Origin of the sequence: Streptomyces sp. Edi2 (assembly GCF_040253635.1) — a bacterium.
Taxonomy (GTDB): Bacteria; Actinomycetota; Actinomycetes; order Streptomycetales; family Streptomycetaceae; genus Streptomyces.
Map to the genome: position 1 here is coordinate 3,444,879 of NZ_JBEJGX010000003.1, position 15,405 is coordinate 3,460,283.

Below are 15,405 nucleotides of genomic sequence, written 5' to 3' on the forward strand. Positions count from 1 at the left end.
TTTTGTCACCAATGGCCAGTTCCGCACCCGGTGACCGTTTCCAGCACCCGGTGACTGTTTCCAGCGCCCCGCGACGGTTTCCGGCACCCGGCGCTCGCCCGGCGGCCCCCTTGAAGCCTCTAGGCCACCACCGTCGCACGGAAGAGCGTGCCCTCTCCGGCGATTGTGAGGTGTTCGCCGGCCGGTACAAATGCGGATTCACCGGGTGGCAAGGTCAATTCGCCCCCGGTCCCGGCGCCGGCCTCGCCACCGGCACCACCGTCGACCCCGGCCCCGCCCCCGGCTCCGCCGCTCCGCAGCCGGGCCGTCCCCGCCGTGCACAGCAGGATCTGCGGTGTGCGGGAGACGAGCGGGCGCGGGGCGGCGCCGGGGGCCAGGGCGAAGCGGGAGAGCCGGAACTCGTCGATGGGGGTTTCGTAGATCTCCTCGCCGTCCACCGCTTCGGGGCGCAGCACTCCCGCGTCGCCGGCCTCGAAGCGGACCACCCGCAGCAGCTCCGGTACGTCGACGTGCTTGGGGGTCAGGCCGCAGCGCAGCACGTTGTCCGAGTTGGCCATCAGCTCGACGCCGAGGCCGCCGAGGTAGGCGTGCGGGATGCCGGCGCCGAGGAACAGCGCCTCGCCGGGCTGGAGTTGGACGTGGTGGAGCAGCATGGCGGCCAGCACGCCGGGGTCGCCCGGGTAGTGGTGGGCGATGCCGGCGTAGGCGGCATAGTCCTCGGCGTAGGGGCCGCCCTTGTCCGCCAGCCGGTCGGCCGCGAGGGCCGCCCGCTCGACGGTGCCGGCGATCGCGTGGTGCTCGGCGCTCAGGACGGCGGTGAACACCTCGCGCAGCGCGTCCTCCTCCGGACTGGCGCGCAGGATGTCGGCGTAGGGCTTGAGTTCGTCGATGTCCAGGGCTGCGAGGAGGTCGGCGGCCTGCGCCGGGTGCCGGAAGCCGCACAGCCCGTCGAAGGGGGTGAGCGCGACGATCAGTTCGGGCTTGTGGTTGGCGTCCTTGTAGTTGCGGTGAGCGGCGTCGATCGGGACACCGCGCCGCTCCTCGTCGGCGAAGCCCTCCGCGGCCTGCGCCAGATCGGGGTGGACCTGGAGGGAGAGCGGGGAGCCGGCCGCGAGCAGTTTGAGCAGGAAGGGCAGCCGGGGGCCGAAGGTGCGGACGGTGTCGGCGCCCAGTTCGGTCCCGGGGGCGGCGTCGATCACCTCGGCCAGGGAGACGGGGCCCGCGCCGCGGTCGATGCGGGAGGGGGCGCCGGGGTGGGCGCCCATCCACATCTCGGCTTGCGGTTCGCCGGTCGGTGCGGTGCCGAGGAGCTCCGGGAGGGCGGTGGTGGAGCCCCAGGCGTAGGGGCGCACGGTATTGGCGAGGCGATCCATGGGACTACTGCTTCCTGAGGGCGTACGTGGCTGCGCAGTCATGCGGCCGGCCTGCGGGTGCGGGCCGATCGTCAAAGATCACTCGGTGCCGGCGAGCGCCAGGTAAACGGCGGCGAAATCCACGATGGCGAGTAGTTCCGCAGCTTTCTCCAGATCGCTGCCGGCCTCCGGCTCCAGTTCGCTGACGGCGGTGTCGCGCTCCTCGGCGAGCGCCTGGGCGGCGCGGGTGGCGGACAGCGGGCCGGGCTCCTGTTCACGCAGCAGCACGACCCTGGCGTGCATCGCGGCGGGCTGCTCGACCCGGTCGCGGAAGAAGTCGTCGGGGTCGGCGCCGGCGGCCAGCGCACCGGCGAGCAGGGTGCGGTGGGTGGTGAGCGCCTCGGGAAGCTCGGCGGCGAGCGCGGGGCGTCCGGCGAGCCCGGCCAGCTCGGTGGCGAAGTGCCGGCCGATGGCGCCGGCGATGGTGCCTTCGGTCCAGATCAGCGGGAAGGAGTCGGCGAGTTCGGCGGCGAGGGTCTTGCCGGGGTTGGTGTACGTCGGGATGGCCGGGCCGCAGCGTTCGGCGAGCTGGTCGAGGCGGTCGGCGAGCTTGCCCAGGTCCTCCGGCGGGGCGCTGAGCAGGCCGATGCGGTCGGCGAGGGCGAGCAGCGGGATGAGTACCGACCAGAGGGTGCCGGGGGCGGCCGGCGGGGCGCCCTCGACGTCGAACTCGGCGTCGTAGGGGGTGGTCGCCAGCGGGACGGACAAGCCGCGGGCCTGGATGACGGCGTCGGCGAGCGGGCCGCCGGCCGGGGTGACGGCGACGACGGCGCAGCCGCGGCGGTTGGCCTGCTCGACCAGCTCGGCGAGGCCGGGGTCGGCGGCGTCCGGGCCGGGGAGCAGCAGCAGGTCCAGGGGCCCGGCCCAGCCGGGCAGCGTCCAGCGCAGCGCGCCGGGCAGCGGGGCGACTCCGGTGGGCGCGATCAGGGTGACCGGGCAGCTGTCGCCGCCGAGCGCCCGCAGGAGGTCCGCGACTCCGGCCGCGGCGGGTCCCGGCCCGGCGACGAGGACGGCGCGGGGCCGCCCGTCGGGGGTGAGCTCGGGGATGCCGGATTCGGCGGCGCTGCGGGCGGCGGTGCGGACCCGGGCGCCGGATTCGGCGACGCCGCGCAGCAGACCATAACGGTCGGCGCCCGCCAGTGCGTCAGGGGTGTCGAGGAGTGACTCGTCGAGCATGGTGGGCGCGGCCTCCGATCGCCGGTACGGGCGGGGGAACACGGGGCGGGGCCGGGGCGGGCCCGGCGGCGCCCGGTCAGGCGGGGCTGGGGGTGCCTCCCGTGCCCTGGGAGCGGGCCTCGTCGACGAGGAGTACGGGGATGCCGTCCCGGACGGGGTAGGCGAGGCCGCAGTCGCCGGAGGTGCACAGCAGCTCGGCGGGGTCGTCGGCCGTCCGGTCGTCGAGCGGGGCGTGGCACGCCGGGCAGGCGAGGATCTGGATCAAGCTGGCGTCGACCGGCATGGAGGGTGCTCCTTCGGGGCGGTTGCGGCGTGGCCAGCCTACCGCCGGGCGGGGGGCGGGGGCGTGCTCGGAGGGGTTTTGGGGTGGCGGGCAGCGAGGGTGCCGCGTACGCCCGCCACCGGGTGCCCGCCATCAGCCGGGGCCGCCACCCCCAGGGGCCGCCACCGCTCAGTGGCCGGCACCGAGGCCCGGCCCCGGCGGCGCGGGCGGCCCCGGCGGCGCGGGCGGCCCCGGCGGCGCGGGGTGCGGCGGCTCAGGCGCGGATGATCCCCAGGGCCTCGTCGCGGACCCGGTCGGCGGTCGCCCGGTCGCGGGCCTCGACGTTCAGCCGGAGCAGCGGCTCGGTGTTGGAGGCGCGCACGTTGAACCACCAGTCGTCGGCGGTGATGGTCAGTCCGTCCAGCTCGTCGAGGGTGACGCCCGGGCGGCCCTCGTAGGCTGCCTTGATCGCGGCGAGCCGGCCGGTCTGGTCGTCGACGGTGCTGTTGATCTCGCCGGAGGCCGCGTACCGGTCGTACTGGGCGACCAGCTGCGACAGCGGGCCCTGCTGGCCGCCGAGGGCCGCCAGGACGTGCATCGCGGCGAGCATGCCGGTGTCGGCGTTCCAGAAGTCGCGGAAGTAGTAGTGCGCGGAGTGCTCGCCGCCGAAGATCGCGCCGCTCTTCGCCATCTCCTCCTTGATGAAGGAGTGGCCGACGCGGGTGCGGACCGGCTCGCCGCCGTTCTCCTTGACGACCTCCGGCACCGACCAGGAGGTGATCAGGTTGTGGATGACCGTGCCGCCGGGGTGCTTGGCCAGTTCGCGGGCGGCGACCAGGGCGGTGATCGCGGACGGGGAGACCGGGTCGCCGTTCTCGTCGACGACGAAGCAGCGGTCGGCGTCGCCGTCGAAGGCGAGGCCGAGGTCGGCACCGGTCTCGCGCACCCGCGCCTGGAGGTCGACGATGTTCTTCGGATCCAGCGGGTTGGCCTCGTGGTTCGGGAACGAGCCGTCCAACTCGAAGTACATCGCGTCCAGTTCGAGCGGCAGGCCCTCGAAGACGGTGGGGACGGTGTGCCCGCCCATGCCGTTGCCCGCGTCCACCACGACCTTCAGCGGGCGGATGCCGCTGAGGTCCACCAGGCCGCGCAGGTGGGCGGCGTAGTCGCCCAGGACGTCGCGCCGGGTGATGCTGCCCGGCTGCGCGGCCGGCTCCGGGGCACCCTCGTCGGACCACCGCTCGACCAGCGCGCGGATGTCGGCGAGGCCGGTGTCCTGGCCGACCGGCGCCGCGCCCGCCCGGCACATCTTGATGCCGTTGTACCGGGCGGGGTTGTGCGACGCGGTGAACATGGCGCCGGGCAGGCCCAGGGCGCCGCTGGCGAAGTACAGCTCGTCGGTCGAGCAGAGACCGATCTCCGTGACGTCCGCGCCGCGGGCCGCCGCGCCGCGGGCGAAGGCGCCGGACAGGCCGGGCGAGGAGGGCCGCATGTCGTGTCCGGTCACGATCGCGTCCGCGCCGGTGATCTCGGCGAAGGCCGCTCCGAACAGCTCGGCCAGCGTCTCGTCCCACTGGGTGGGGACGACGCCGCGTACGTCATACGCCTTCACGATCTGCGACAGATCAGTCACAGCCAGCCCTCCTGGAGAGTCTTTACGGACTCCCAACCTACCGGGCGGCGGTGCGGCCCGCGGGCCGGTACGTCCTGTCGCTGCGGGCTCGGCCGGACGGCGCAACAGCCCGCTGCGTTCAGGAATCCGGAGAGCGCAGTACCCGGAGGTGGCCCCGGCGGGCGACCTCCATGGGATGGGTGTCGCGGGCGCCCGGGTCGGGGGCGCCGCCGGCACCGGCCGCGCGCTCCTGGGGGCGGGCGGCCTCGCGTACGGCGTTCGCGAGGGCTTCGAGATCGTCACCGCTGGGGCGGGGCGGACCCGAGTCGAGGGCGAGGCGGACAACTTCCCATCCGCGGGGCGCGGTCAGGCGCTCGGAGTGCTCGGCGCACAGGTCGTAGCAGTGCGGTTCGGCGTAGGTGGCGAGCGGTCCGAGCACGGCGGTCGAATCCGCATAGACGTACGTCAGCGTTGCGACGGCGGGGCGGCCGCACGCAGTGCGCGAACAGCGACGTACAGGGCTCACGACGTTGGACGGTACCGCACTCTTGAGCGGGCCGCGACGACTCTCCCCCCGCTCACCCAACCGTGTCGTCCCGCTTCGTCCGATGCGTCTGACCTGCACCCGCTCGACCTGACCTGGGCCGGGCAGTCCGGCGCCGGCGTCGCGCGGCAAGGAATCCCGTCATGACTCGATACATTTCCTGCCATTCCGGGGGCGGTCCGCGATCTCATGCGGGGAGGCAAACGAACGTGATGCGGACAGCTCCGGTCAGCCGACGACATGCCACGTCTTGCCGCGCTCCCCGGTGTGAGGCGGTGCCGGACGGCTACGCTCGATCCTGATGGACAGTCCTGTACCTCCCCGACCGGCACAGCCGCGGATCCGCCGCCGCGACCGCCACGGCCGCGGCATGCGCGGCCCGATCGCGCCGCCCCAGGTGCCGCTGTCGGTGACCCGCGCCGATGCGTTCGTGGATCTTGTCTATGACTCCCGGGACCGGCTGGAGCGGCGCTGGCCGCAGCTCTCCCAGGTCGACTTCCTCGTCCTGGAGGTGCCCGGGTTCGGGCCGGACGACGGGCCGGATGCGGCCGCCGACGAGGAGACCGTGCCGCTGGGGCGGGTGGCGCCGGCCGCGGGCGGATATCGCGACCGGATCGTGATCTACCGCAGGCCGGTGGAGATCCGTACGAAGAGCCGCGACGAGCGGGCGCTGCTGGTGCACGAGGTCGTGGTCGAGCAGGTCGCCGAACTGCTGGGGCTGGCCCCGGAGTCGGTGGACCCGCGCTACGGCCAGGACTGAGGCCGTCGCGCGGGTCCGCGGGGGCAGGTGCGGTCGGTGGGCGGCGGGTGCGGTCAGCCGGTGAGGACCGACAGGCTCTGGCCCGCGGTCGGGACGAGGACCGAGCCGCGGTCGTCGGGCATCGGCTGGACGGTGAAGGCGGGCACCCCGCCCTGGGGACGGGCGAGCATCCGGGACGCGTAGACGGGGCCGCTGCCGGACTCCGGCTCCACCGTCAGGGCGTAGCTCCCCTTCAGGCCCGTCGGGCGGGGCGGGGCGGCATCGAGGCTGGTGCCGCCCTTGACGGTGTACGTCTTGGTGACCGGGGTCCCGCCGCCGCTGCCGGCCGACGCGGTGACCTTCACCTTGGCGTCCTTGCCCTTCTCGGGCGCGACCAGCGAGAGGGTGGCGTCCTTGCCGCGGTTGTCGACGGCGGTGGCGCGCTTCTCGATGGGCCGGGTCGCGGGGATGAATGCCATCTCCTGCTTGGCGCCCTTGCCGCGGGTCACCCGCAGCGCGGCCGCGACCGGGACCTTGGAGCCGCTGTCGGAGGGCGTGAGCACCAGCGAGCCCGCTTCGCCCTTGGTCAGGTCCTTGAGGTCCACCGCCGTGGTCATCCCGCTCTTGAGGTGCAGGTTCTCCACTCCGGCCGGGGTGATCATTCCGGTCGGGGTGGCCAGTTGCACCTTCAGGTCGGCGTCGGACTCGCCGGGGGCGAGGGCGACCAGCCGGACGGAGGTGGCGTCCTTGGGAACACCGGGCAGCACCACGCTCGGCGACGGGTCGGCGGCGGGCGGCAGCCAGTCGCTGCCGAGCTTGCTGTCGCTCGCCTGGACGGCGGCCCCGACCCGGCCTTCGCGGGCGACGACATGCAGGGTCGCGTTGGTGGTGGGGGTGTTGGTGAGGGTGGAGAGCAGGACGGGGACCGTGGTGTGCGGCGGGACGGAGATGTCCTCGCCGGACGAGCCCGCCAACGCCCCGTCCTTGCCGCGCAGTTCGAGGTCGACGACGGCCGGGGTCGAGTCGGGGTTGGTGAGGTGGACGTAGTCCTGGCGGTCGGTGGCGGTGCTGACGCCGGGGAACCAGAACGTGGTGTCGGGGGTGGTGCAGCCCAGGCCCAGGAGGCCGCGGCCGGAGCCGGCGGCGACCGAGGTGGTCTGCTGGACGGTCCAGCCGGGGGCGAGGGCGCCGTCCGCCGTGCCCACGAGGGCGGGGGCGTCGGGGCTGTCGGTGGTCGTGGTGACCGGCCGGCCTGCCTGCCGGAGGGGCACGACGGGCTTGGTGTCGCGGGGCGGGACGGCCTGCCCGGCGGCGGAGTCCGCGGTGCCGCCCGCGCCCCCCTTGCCGCCCTTCTTGCCCTTGCTCTTGCCGGCGTCCGCGCCGCCGGTGTCCTTGACGGTCCCGGCGGGCAGCAGCTGGGCGGTGCCCTTCTTGCCGTCCGCGCCGGCGGCGGCGCCCTGGGGCGCGAAGGCGGTGTAGGCGGTCTCGCCGACCTCGGAGGAGGTCGGGGCCGGGCACAGCAGCGTGGAGCGCTGGACGGGCAGCCGGGTGCCGCCGCGGGGTGCGTCGGGGGCGCCGCCGCCCGGTCCGGTCACGGCGGCGACACCGGTGACGGCGGCCAGCGCCGCGGTCACGCCGATCAGGGACATCATGGTGCGCTTCACTGCTGGTCGCTCCCGTCACGGCGCGGCTCGGGGTAGGAGCCGGAGTACCCCGGGTACTCGGTGCCGTCGTCGTAGGGCTGCTGGTGCTGCGGCCCGCCGTCGCCGTACTGCTGCTGCCCGTACCCGTACGGGTCGTAGGCGCCCGCCTGGTAGGGGTCCGCGGCGTACGGATCTGCGGCCTGGTAGGGGTCGCCCGGCGGGTAGGGCGGCTGCCCGTACTGCCCGGCCTGGTAGGGGTCGGCGGGGGCGTAGGGCTGCTGTGCGCCGGGGTGGCCCGGCATGCCGGGCTCGCCCTGCTGGGCGGCCTGCCAGGCGTCGTACGGCTGCTGCTGCGGCACGGCGCCGTACGGGCCGGCGTCTCCCATGGGGCCGGCGGCCCCGGGCATGCCGTCCGCGTCCTGGGCGGCGGCCGCCGCGGCCATCGGGTCCATCGGGGCGGCGGCCATCGGGTCGGCGGCCGGGTCGAGCGGCTGCTGCCCCGCCTCCCCCGCCCGGGCCCCGGGGATGCCGGGACCGGCCGCCTCGGGGGCGCCGGCGGCCTCGGCCTCGGCCTGGGCCCGCAGGCGCCGGGCCCGGCGGCCGTCTCCGGTCGCCACGGCGGCCCGCTCAGCGACCGTGTCCTCGGGCAGGTCGTCGTCGATCTCCCGGCGACGGCCCGGCAGCGCCAGGACCACCAGGACGACCGCGAGCAGGCCCTGCGCCCACAGCCAGAGGGTGTGGCCGATGGGGTTCTCGTGGGTGAGGTCGAGGGTGCCGCCGCCCGCGGGGAGCGCGAAGCCCTGCGCCCAGCCGTCGACGGTCTGCGGCTTGAGCGGAGTGCCGTTGAGCGTGGCCTGCCAGCCCTCGTCGGCGGCGTCGGCGAGACGCAGCACCCGGCCGTCGGCGCCGCCGGGCACCTTGGTGTGTGCCTCGACGGGGCCGGACGGTACGGGGATGGGCGCGGCGGCCTCGCCGGCGCTGGTGCCGTCCTTGGCCTCGCCCGCGACGATCGAGAGCCGCGAGACCCGGCGGTCGACGCGCCACAGGGCGCTGCCGTCGTCCTGGCTGAGCCGGGTCAGCCCCGGGGTGGAGTCCAGCACCCGGCCCATCTCGCGCGGCGCCCCGCCCCTGACCAGGACGTAGCGGACCGCGTAGCCGCCGAGCTGGTTGGTCTGGTCGGCGCCGGAGCCGGCCACCAGGTGGGCGACGATGCCGCCGAGCCGCTTGTCCTCGCCCGCCGCGGCGGCCAGGTCGGCGTCACCGAGCGCGGCTCCGGAGCCGCGGACGAGGGAGTAGTCGACATGGCCGGGTGTGCCGTCGAGGACCAGGGTGCGGGCCCGGTCGGAGGTGCCGGCCTCCTCGGCGACGAAGGCCGGGACCTGCTCCGGGTTGCGCCGCTCCAGCGGACCGGCGGCACCGGTGATCATCCAGCTGACCGCGGCGTAGAGCGGGGCGAGCACGGACGCCAGCGCGATCAGCACGGCGACCGGCTGCTTCCAGCCGAAGCCGAGGCTGGCCATCCGGGTGCGGATGCCCTCGGCGCCGATCGCGGCGGCGCACAGCAGCGCCAGCCCGTAGACGAGCATCGCGGGCCCGGTCCAGCCGGAGCCGTTGCCCAGCGCCGCGAACAGCAGGCCGGCCAGGGCCACCGCCCAGGCGAGGCGGATCGCGCGCTGCCGCTCGTCGCGCAGCGTCGCGGCGAGCGCGGCCGCCACGACGCCGAAGAGCAGCACCCCGCCGGCGGCCTTGGGCCCGCCGGGGCTGAGCCCGATGAGGTCGAGCACGGAGGCGGATCCCGCGCCGTAGCCGAGGCCGGCCTCCTGGAAGAAGCGGGACGGCTGGGTCAGCAGCGACAGGGACCAGGGGGCGAGCACGACGAGCGGCGCGAGGAGCACGACCAGGAACCGCAGCCCGTGGGCGCCCAGCTGGTCGCGGTGACCGCCGGCGAAGCGCAGCACCAGCAGCGCGGTGCCGAGCAGCACCGCGATCGGCCAGACGACCGGGGTGAAGGCCATGGTGAAGGTGATCAGCAGCGCATACGCCCAGGTGGCGCGCCAGCTGGGCCGGGTGCCCGCGGGCAGCCGCAGTCCGCTCGCGGCGACGGCGGCGCGCGCCATCAGCGGCAGCAGGACGGCGAGCACCGCGGTGCCCAGCCGGCCGCCGGCCAGCGCACCGGCGGCCGCGGGCAGGAAGGCGTACGCGATGCTCGCCCAGGCCCGCAGCAGCCGGGAGGCGACCAGCGGGCGGGAGGCGAAGTAGGCGGCGAGGCCGGCCAGCGGGACGGAGCAGACCAGCAGCAGGGTGACGGTGAAGCCGGTGCTGCCGAGGAAGATGCTCGACACCAGGGCGACAACGGCCAGGTAGGGCGGCGCGGAGGCGCTGCCGCCGACCCCGACCGCATGCCAGCTGTCGAGGTAGGCCGACCACAGATCGGACACGCTGCCGGGCGCGGGCAGCATCGCTCCGCCGGTCAGCGCGCCGGAGCCGAGCAGGTCGCGGCAGGCGATCAGCGAGACCAGCAGCAGGACGAGGAAGAGGACCGGTGCGGGCTTGCGGGCGATCCGCTTGAGCCGGGCGAACTGCTCGACCTCCAGGAAGTCGGCGTCGTCGCCGCCGGGCCCGGACTCGACCGCGCCGTGCCGGCCGGCCGAGGCCACATCCGGTGCGGCCCGCCCGGCGAGGTTGCCGGCGACCTGTTCGACGGTGGCCCGCACGGTCGCGCCGGGTGGCGGGAAGAGCGGCCGCAGCTCGCCGGTGTCGACCGCGGGGCGGCCTCTCTTCTTCCGTGCGGCGAGGATCTTGCCGGGCCGCAGCAGGGTGCCGAAGAGTCCGGCGAGTTCGTCGAGCGCCTGGCCCGGGACCTTGCCGACGAGGTAGGCGATGACCCGCAGGAAGGTGCCGATCAGCAGCCGCAGCAGGACGTACGGGAGGATCGCGCCGCGGGTGTTGGAGAGCAGGGTGTAGACGGCGCCGGCCTTGTCGACGCGGTGCGGGTTGGCGACGAAGCGGCCGACGCAGTCGATGGGGCGGCGCTCGCGGGCGGCCGCCTCGGCGTGCCGCAGGACCGCGTCCGGTGCGATCAGGACCTGGTGTCCGGCGGCCTGGGCGCGCCAGCACAGGTCGACGTCGTCGCGCATCAGGGGCAGCCGGCGGTCGAAGCCGCCCAACTCCTCGTAGACGTCGCGGCGGATGAGCATGCCGGCGGTGGAGACGGACAGCACGGGGCGCACCTGGTCGTGCTGGCCCTGGTCCTGTTCGCGGCGGTCCAGGCCGGTCCAACGGCGACCGCTGCGGGCGATGCTGACGCCCGCTTCGAGCAGCTGCCGGCGGTCGTACCAGCTGCGCAGCTTGGGGCCGACGATCACGGCGGAGGGGCTGGCGTCGGCGACCCGCAGCAGCTCGGCGAGCGCGTCCGGCTCGGGCGCGCAGTCGTCGTGCAGCAGCCACAGCCACTGGACCGGTTCGCCGTGCGGCAGCTCCGGCATGTCGTACGCCTCGTCGCGCCAGGTGCGGCTGACCGGGTCCCAGCCGCTGGGGCGGCGCAGGTACGGCAGGTCGTCGGGGGTGAGTTCGGGGGCCGTGCGGACGGCTTCGTCGACGGCCGTGCCGAATCCGGAGCGGCGGGCGAGGTGCAGCACCCGCTGGTCCCCGATGGCCTCGGCGAGCAGCTGGGCGGAGTGGTCCGCGCTGCCGGTGTCGGCGCCGATGACGTTCTGCACCGGGCGCTCCTGGCCGAGCAGGCCGGTGAGCGCGTCGGGCAGCCAGCGGGCACCGTCATGGGAGACGATCACGGCGGTGACGACGTGCCTCGGGAACTCTGGGGTGGCGGCTGCATATGAGGCGGCCTGAGCCGCCGGCTGGCTGTGCACGGACATCGAGGTACGGGCCCTCCGGACCCGGGAGTTCGAAGGCCCGCGGCGAAGTCGCGCTAAGGCCCCGCCCCCGGAAGACACTGCGACGGACTACGAGGCGACGCGCGCGCCCGGCAGGGCGGCGGCGCATCTCGGACGGGGCCCCACACTAATGGTTCGCGCCGGTACCCCGACCGGGCCCGTACGAAGCAGCGCACAGCAGTCCGCCTCCGGCGCACGAGTCGCTGGAGGCGGAGTGTTCGCTATAGGGGGATATGGGGAGTTGAGGTGGCGGGGCGGCGTGGTCCGTGAGGCCGCGCCCGGTCGGTCCGGCCGGCTGCGCTGTCATCGTCAGACGGCGGCCTTCTTCAGCCGGCGCCGCTCGCGCTCGGACAGGCCGCCCCAAATGCCGAAGCGCTCGTCATTGGCGAGCGCGTACTCCAGGCATTCGGACCGGACTTCGCAGGCGAGACAGACCTTCTTGGCCTCGCGGGTGGAGCCACCCTTCTCCGGGAAGAAGGACTCGGGGTCGGTCTGGGCGCACAGTGCGCGCTCCTGCCAGCCGAGCTCCTCGTCCGCCTCCTCGACCAGCAATTCCTGGAACAGCTCGGTCATGTGCGCCCCTCGTCTGTCTTTACGTCCCCGTGATCAAGCCGTGATCGATTCCGGCTGAACGACACGAGTGAAATTACAAGTGTGGTGATCCGGGCCAGTCAAGCCGAGATCTGCTATTGGGCCTCTTATTCACTCGGCGGAACCAAGCGTATGCGGAAAGTGTTCAAATCAGTAAAAACCAGGACACTTCCCCGGGCGTGCCACCCGGCACATCCTCGGTCGCTCACCAAGACGCGATCAGGCGGCATTCACGTTGCACCCCACGCGCCGAAGCGGGGGAGATCACAGACGGATCACGGGGCCGCAGCGGCGTTTGAAGGTGCGGTTGCCGGTCGATGTCTCCGTGCCAACGACTGCACAAACCTTTCTCCGGGCGGAGTAACCGGATGGGGTGAAAGATTTACGGCAAACCAGTCATCAAGTTGACATCGCCGCGTGAACCCGGTCTCCTGGACCGCATGCCAGCGACCTCCGCGCTCCGACTGACCCGTGCCTACGGGTCGCTCTGCGCTGCGCAGGCCCGCTGTCGCTGTTCCAGCTGTCGAAGCCACTGAGCTCCAGCTTTTCGCTCGCACCACCCCGCAGCACTCCTGCTCCGCGTCACCGCGCCGCGCCCCCCACAGGGAGAGCCCGCGCCGTGCCGCAGCCCTCCCCCAGCTACGGCTGGGACTCCAGCACCTTGGCCGAGGAACCCGAAATCCCATGAACAGCGACGTCCAGATCGCCGGCGACCCGCTCGCCATCCCCCACCTGCTGCCGCCCGTTCCCTCGCACCCCACCACCGTCGCCGGCTTCGCGGGGCTGGCCCGCTCGATCGCCGCCGACCGCGCCGCCTGGGCGCCGCTCGTCCGCTACGACACCACCACCCGCTGGTATTACCGGCTGCGCACCGCCCCCGGATACGAGGTGTGGCTGCTGAGCTGGGTGCCGGGGCAGGGCAGCGGCCGGCACGACCACGGGGCGTCCTCCGGGGTGCTGACCGTCCTGGAAGGCGAGTTGACCGAGCACACCGCGACCGGGCCCCGTACGCTCGCGGCCGGCGCCCAGCGGGTGTTCGCGCCGGGCTACGTCCACGAGGTCGTCAACGACGCCCTGACCCCCGCGGTCAGCCTGCACGTCTACTTCCCGGGCCTGACCGATATGCCGATGCACCCCAGCCAGGCCGCGGCCGTCGGTGGCGCGGCCGCCCCGTCCGGGGTACCGGCCCCCTGACACCCACCCGCCGGCCCCTGCCATGCTGGGGCCATGCGAATCGTGGTTCTGGCCGGCGGTATCGGCGGCGCCCGCTTTCTGCGGGGACTGAAGGCAGCGGCTCCGGACGCGGACCTCACCGTCATCGGCAACACCGGTGACGACATCCATCTGTTCGGGCTCAAGGTGTGCCCCGACCTCGACACCGTGATGTACACCCTCGGCGGCGGCATCAACGAGGAGCAGGGCTGGGGCCGCACCGACGAAACCTTCCGGGTGAAGGAGGAGTTGGCCGCCTACGGCGTCGGCCCCGAGTGGTTCGGGCTCGGTGACCGGGACTTCGCCACCCATATCGTGCGGACCCAGATGCTGGGCGCCGGATATCCGCTCAGCGCCGTCACCGAGGCGCTGTGCGCGCGCTGGAAGCCCGGCGTACGGCTGCTGCCGATGTCCGACGACCGGGTCGAGACCCATGTCGCCATCGACGAGGACGGCGAACGCAAGGCGATCCACTTCCAGGAGTACTGGGTGCGGCTGCGCGCCTCGGTGCCGGCGCACGCCGTGGTGCCGGTCGGCGCGGACCAGGCCAAGCCCGCACCGGGCGTGCTGGAGGCCATCGCCGACGCGGATGCGGTGCTGTTCCCGCCGTCCAACCCGGTGGTCAGCATCGGGACGATCCTGGCGGTGCCGGGCATCCGGGAGGCCATCGCGGACGCCGGGGTGCCGGTGATCGGCCTCTCCCCCATCGTCGGCGACGCCCCCGTGCGCGGGATGGCCGACAAGGTGCTGGCGGCGGTGGGCGTGGAGTCGACCGCCGCGGCTGTCGCCCGCCACTACGGCTCCGGGCTGCTGGACGGCTGGCTGGTGGACTCCGTGGACGCGGACGCGGTGGCCGAGGTCGAGGCGGCCGGGATCCGCTGCCGGGCCGTGCCGCTGATGATGACCGACCTGGACGCCACGGCCGCGATGGTGCGCGAGGCGCTGGCCATGGCCGAGGAGGTCCGGGCGTGAACGGCCCCGAGGGGGTGCCCGGGTACCGGGTGTGGGCGCTGCCGGGAGTGCCCGAGGTGCAGCCCGGCGATGATCTCGTCAAGCTGATCGCGGCGGCGGCCACGACCGAAAGCATGCCCCAACTCGCCGACGGCGACGTGCTGTTGGTGACCTCAAAGATCGTCAGCAAGGCCGAGGGCCGGGTGGTCGAGGCCACCGACCGCGAGGCGGCGATCGACCGGGAGACGGTGCGGGTGGTGGCCCGGCGCGGCACCCTGCGGATCGTGCAGAACCGGCAGGGCCTGGTGATGGCCGCGGCCGGTGTGGACGCCTCCAACACCCCCGCGGGAACGGTGCTGTTGCTGCCGGAGGATCCGGACGCCTCGGCACGCGCCCTGCGGGCCGGCCTGCGCACCGAGCTCGGCGTCGACGTCGGCGTCGTCATCAGCGACACCTTCGGGCGCCCGTGGCGCACCGGCCTCACCGACGTCGCCATCGGGGCCGCCGGGGTGCGGGTGCTGGACGATCTGCGCGGCGGCACCGACGCGTACGGCAATCCGCTCAGCGCGACGGTGGTGGCCACCGCCGACGAACTGGCCGCCGCGGGGGATCTGGTGAAGGGCAAGGCCGCCGGGCTGCCGGTCGCGGTGGTGCGCGGACTCCCCCATGTCGTCGAGGAGGCGGGCGACGGCGCCGGGGCACGCGCCATGGTGCGCGGCACCGAGGACGACATGTTCCGGCTGGGCACCTCGGAGGCCGTACGCGAAGCGGTGACGGCGCGGCGTACGGTCCGCGCCTTCCGTGACGAGCCGGTCGATCCGGGGGCGGTCCGGCGCGCGGTGGCGGCGGCGCTCACCGCCCCGGCGCCGCATCACACCACGCCGTGGCGGTTCGTCCTCCTGGAGTCGCCGCAGGCGCGGGAGCGGCTGCTGGACGCGATGCGGGACGCCTGGATCGCGGATCTGCGCGCGGACGGCAAGTCGGAGGAGGTCATCGCCAAGCGGGTGCGGCGGGGCGAGGTGCTGCGCAACGCGCCGTATCTGGCGGTGCCGTGCATGGTGACGGACGGCGCGCACGACTACCCCGACGCGCGGCGGAGTGCCGCGGAGCGCGAGATGTTCGTGGTGGCCCATGGGGCGGGCATCCAGAACTTCCTGGTCGCGCTGGCGGGCGAACGCCTCGGCTCCGCCTGGATCTCGTCGACGATGTTCTGCCGGGACGTGGTCCGCGAGGTGCTGGGACTCCCCGGGAACTGGGAGCCGATGGGGGCGGTGGCCATCGGACATCCGGCGGCGGCACCGGCGCCCCGTCCGGCGCGGACCGCCGACGAGTTCGTCGTCGTGCGCTGATTTCGTCGTCGTGCCGTCGTG

Annotated in this window: 12 protein-coding genes; 4 read left to right on the forward strand and 8 right to left on the reverse strand. The window is 74.2% G+C overall.

Annotated features, from left to right (window positions below):
- Nucleotides 1-119: 119 nt before the first annotated feature.
- From manA to ABR737_RS18460, 5 genes are all read right to left on the reverse strand, one after another.
- The gene (manA, locus tag ABR737_RS18440) at nucleotides 120-1,373 is read right to left on the reverse strand and encodes a mannose-6-phosphate isomerase, class I (protein ID WP_350251254.1); all 1,254 of its coding nucleotides are present in this window, start codon (nucleotides 1,371-1,373) and stop codon (nucleotides 120-122) included.
- A 78-nt stretch (nucleotides 1,374-1,451) separates the two neighbouring features.
- On the reverse strand, nucleotides 1,452-2,588 hold the full coding sequence (locus tag ABR737_RS18445; RefSeq protein ID WP_350251255.1) for an SIS domain-containing protein: 1,137 nt from the start codon (nucleotides 2,586-2,588) through the stop codon (nucleotides 1,452-1,454).
- 76 nt (nucleotides 2,589-2,664) lie between these two features.
- The gene (locus tag ABR737_RS18450; RefSeq protein ID WP_350251256.1) at nucleotides 2,665-2,871 is read right to left on the reverse strand and encodes a Trm112 family protein; all 207 of its coding nucleotides are present in this window, start codon (nucleotides 2,869-2,871) and stop codon (nucleotides 2,665-2,667) included.
- A gap of 253 nt (nucleotides 2,872-3,124) precedes the next feature.
- Nucleotides 3,125-4,483 (reverse strand): phosphomannomutase/phosphoglucomutase, encoded by a 1,359-nt coding sequence (locus ABR737_RS18455; RefSeq protein WP_350251257.1) that lies wholly within the window; start codon nucleotides 4,481-4,483, stop codon nucleotides 3,125-3,127.
- Between the two features lie 118 nt (nucleotides 4,484-4,601).
- On the reverse strand, nucleotides 4,602-5,048 hold the full coding sequence (locus ABR737_RS18460) for a DUF3499 domain-containing protein (RefSeq protein WP_350251258.1): 447 nt from the start codon (nucleotides 5,046-5,048) through the stop codon (nucleotides 4,602-4,604).
- 259 nt (nucleotides 5,049-5,307) lie between these two features.
- Here ABR737_RS18460 and ABR737_RS18465 point away from each other — a divergent pair, with 259 nt between their 5' ends.
- Nucleotides 5,308-5,766 carry a metallopeptidase family protein gene (locus ABR737_RS18465; protein WP_328386499.1) on the forward strand — a complete coding sequence of 153 codons (459 nt, stop codon included), beginning with the start codon at nucleotides 5,308-5,310 and terminating at the stop codon, nucleotides 5,764-5,766.
- 53 nt (nucleotides 5,767-5,819) lie between these two features.
- On the opposite strand, the gene ABR737_RS18470 is transcribed toward ABR737_RS18465, so the two are convergent.
- The 3 genes from ABR737_RS18470 to ABR737_RS18480 form a co-directional block, all read right to left on the reverse strand.
- Entirely contained in the window at nucleotides 5,820-7,409 is a 1,590-nt protein-coding gene (locus ABR737_RS18470; RefSeq protein ID WP_350251259.1) for a DUF5719 family protein, read from the reverse strand.
- The gene (locus ABR737_RS18475; protein ID WP_350251260.1) at nucleotides 7,406-11,263 is read right to left on the reverse strand and encodes a glycosyltransferase family 2 protein; all 3,858 of its coding nucleotides are present in this window, start codon (nucleotides 11,261-11,263) and stop codon (nucleotides 7,406-7,408) included. The genes ABR737_RS18470 and ABR737_RS18475 overlap by 4 nt, the downstream gene beginning before the upstream one ends.
- A 327-nt stretch (nucleotides 11,264-11,590) precedes the next feature.
- Nucleotides 11,591-11,854 carry a WhiB family transcriptional regulator gene (locus ABR737_RS18480; protein WP_003983763.1) on the reverse strand — a complete coding sequence of 88 codons (264 nt, stop codon included), beginning with the start codon at nucleotides 11,852-11,854 and terminating at the stop codon, nucleotides 11,591-11,593.
- Between the two features lie 702 nt (nucleotides 11,855-12,556).
- Here ABR737_RS18480 and ABR737_RS18485 point away from each other — a divergent pair.
- The 3 genes from ABR737_RS18485 to ABR737_RS18495 are packed head-to-tail and all read left to right on the forward strand — an operon-like array spanning nucleotide 12,557 to nucleotide 15,384.
- The gene (locus ABR737_RS18485; protein ID WP_350251261.1) at nucleotides 12,557-13,066 is read left to right on the forward strand and encodes a cysteine dioxygenase; all 510 of its coding nucleotides are present in this window, start codon (nucleotides 12,557-12,559) and stop codon (nucleotides 13,064-13,066) included.
- A gap of 33 nt (nucleotides 13,067-13,099) precedes the next feature.
- Nucleotides 13,100-14,056, forward strand: coding sequence for a 2-phospho-L-lactate transferase (cofD, locus tag ABR737_RS18490; protein ID WP_350251262.1), 957 nt, complete (start codon nucleotides 13,100-13,102; stop codon nucleotides 14,054-14,056).
- A complete protein-coding gene (locus ABR737_RS18495; RefSeq protein WP_350251263.1) occupies nucleotides 14,053-15,384 on the forward strand; it encodes a coenzyme F420-0:L-glutamate ligase in 1,332 nt (443 codons plus the stop codon). Before cofD ends, ABR737_RS18495 begins: the two co-directional genes overlap by 4 nt.
- Nucleotides 15,385-15,405 lie beyond the last annotated feature (21 nt).

Coding starts and splice junctions, on each gene's coding strand:
- ABR737_RS18480 (WP_003983763.1), bottom strand. CDS start 11,854: ATGACCGAGCTGTTCCAGGAATTGCTGGTCGAGGAGGCGGACGAGGAG.
- ABR737_RS18465 (WP_328386499.1), top strand. CDS start 5,308: ATGGACAGTCCTGTACCTCCCCGACCGGCACAGCCGCGGATCCGCCGC.
- ABR737_RS18445 (WP_350251255.1), bottom strand. CDS start 2,588: ATGCTCGACGAGTCACTCCTCGACACCCCTGACGCACTGGCGGGCGCC.
- ABR737_RS18475 (WP_350251260.1), bottom strand. CDS start 11,263: ATGTCCGTGCACAGCCAGCCGGCGGCTCAGGCCGCCTCATATGCAGCC.
- manA (WP_350251254.1), bottom strand. CDS start 1,373: ATGGATCGCCTCGCCAATACCGTGCGCCCCTACGCCTGGGGCTCCACC.
- ABR737_RS18450 (WP_350251256.1), bottom strand. CDS start 2,871: ATGCCGGTCGACGCCAGCTTGATCCAGATCCTCGCCTGCCCGGCGTGC.
- ABR737_RS18485 (WP_350251261.1), top strand. CDS start 12,557: ATGAACAGCGACGTCCAGATCGCCGGCGACCCGCTCGCCATCCCCCAC.
- cofD (WP_350251262.1), top strand. CDS start 13,100: ATGCGAATCGTGGTTCTGGCCGGCGGTATCGGCGGCGCCCGCTTTCTG.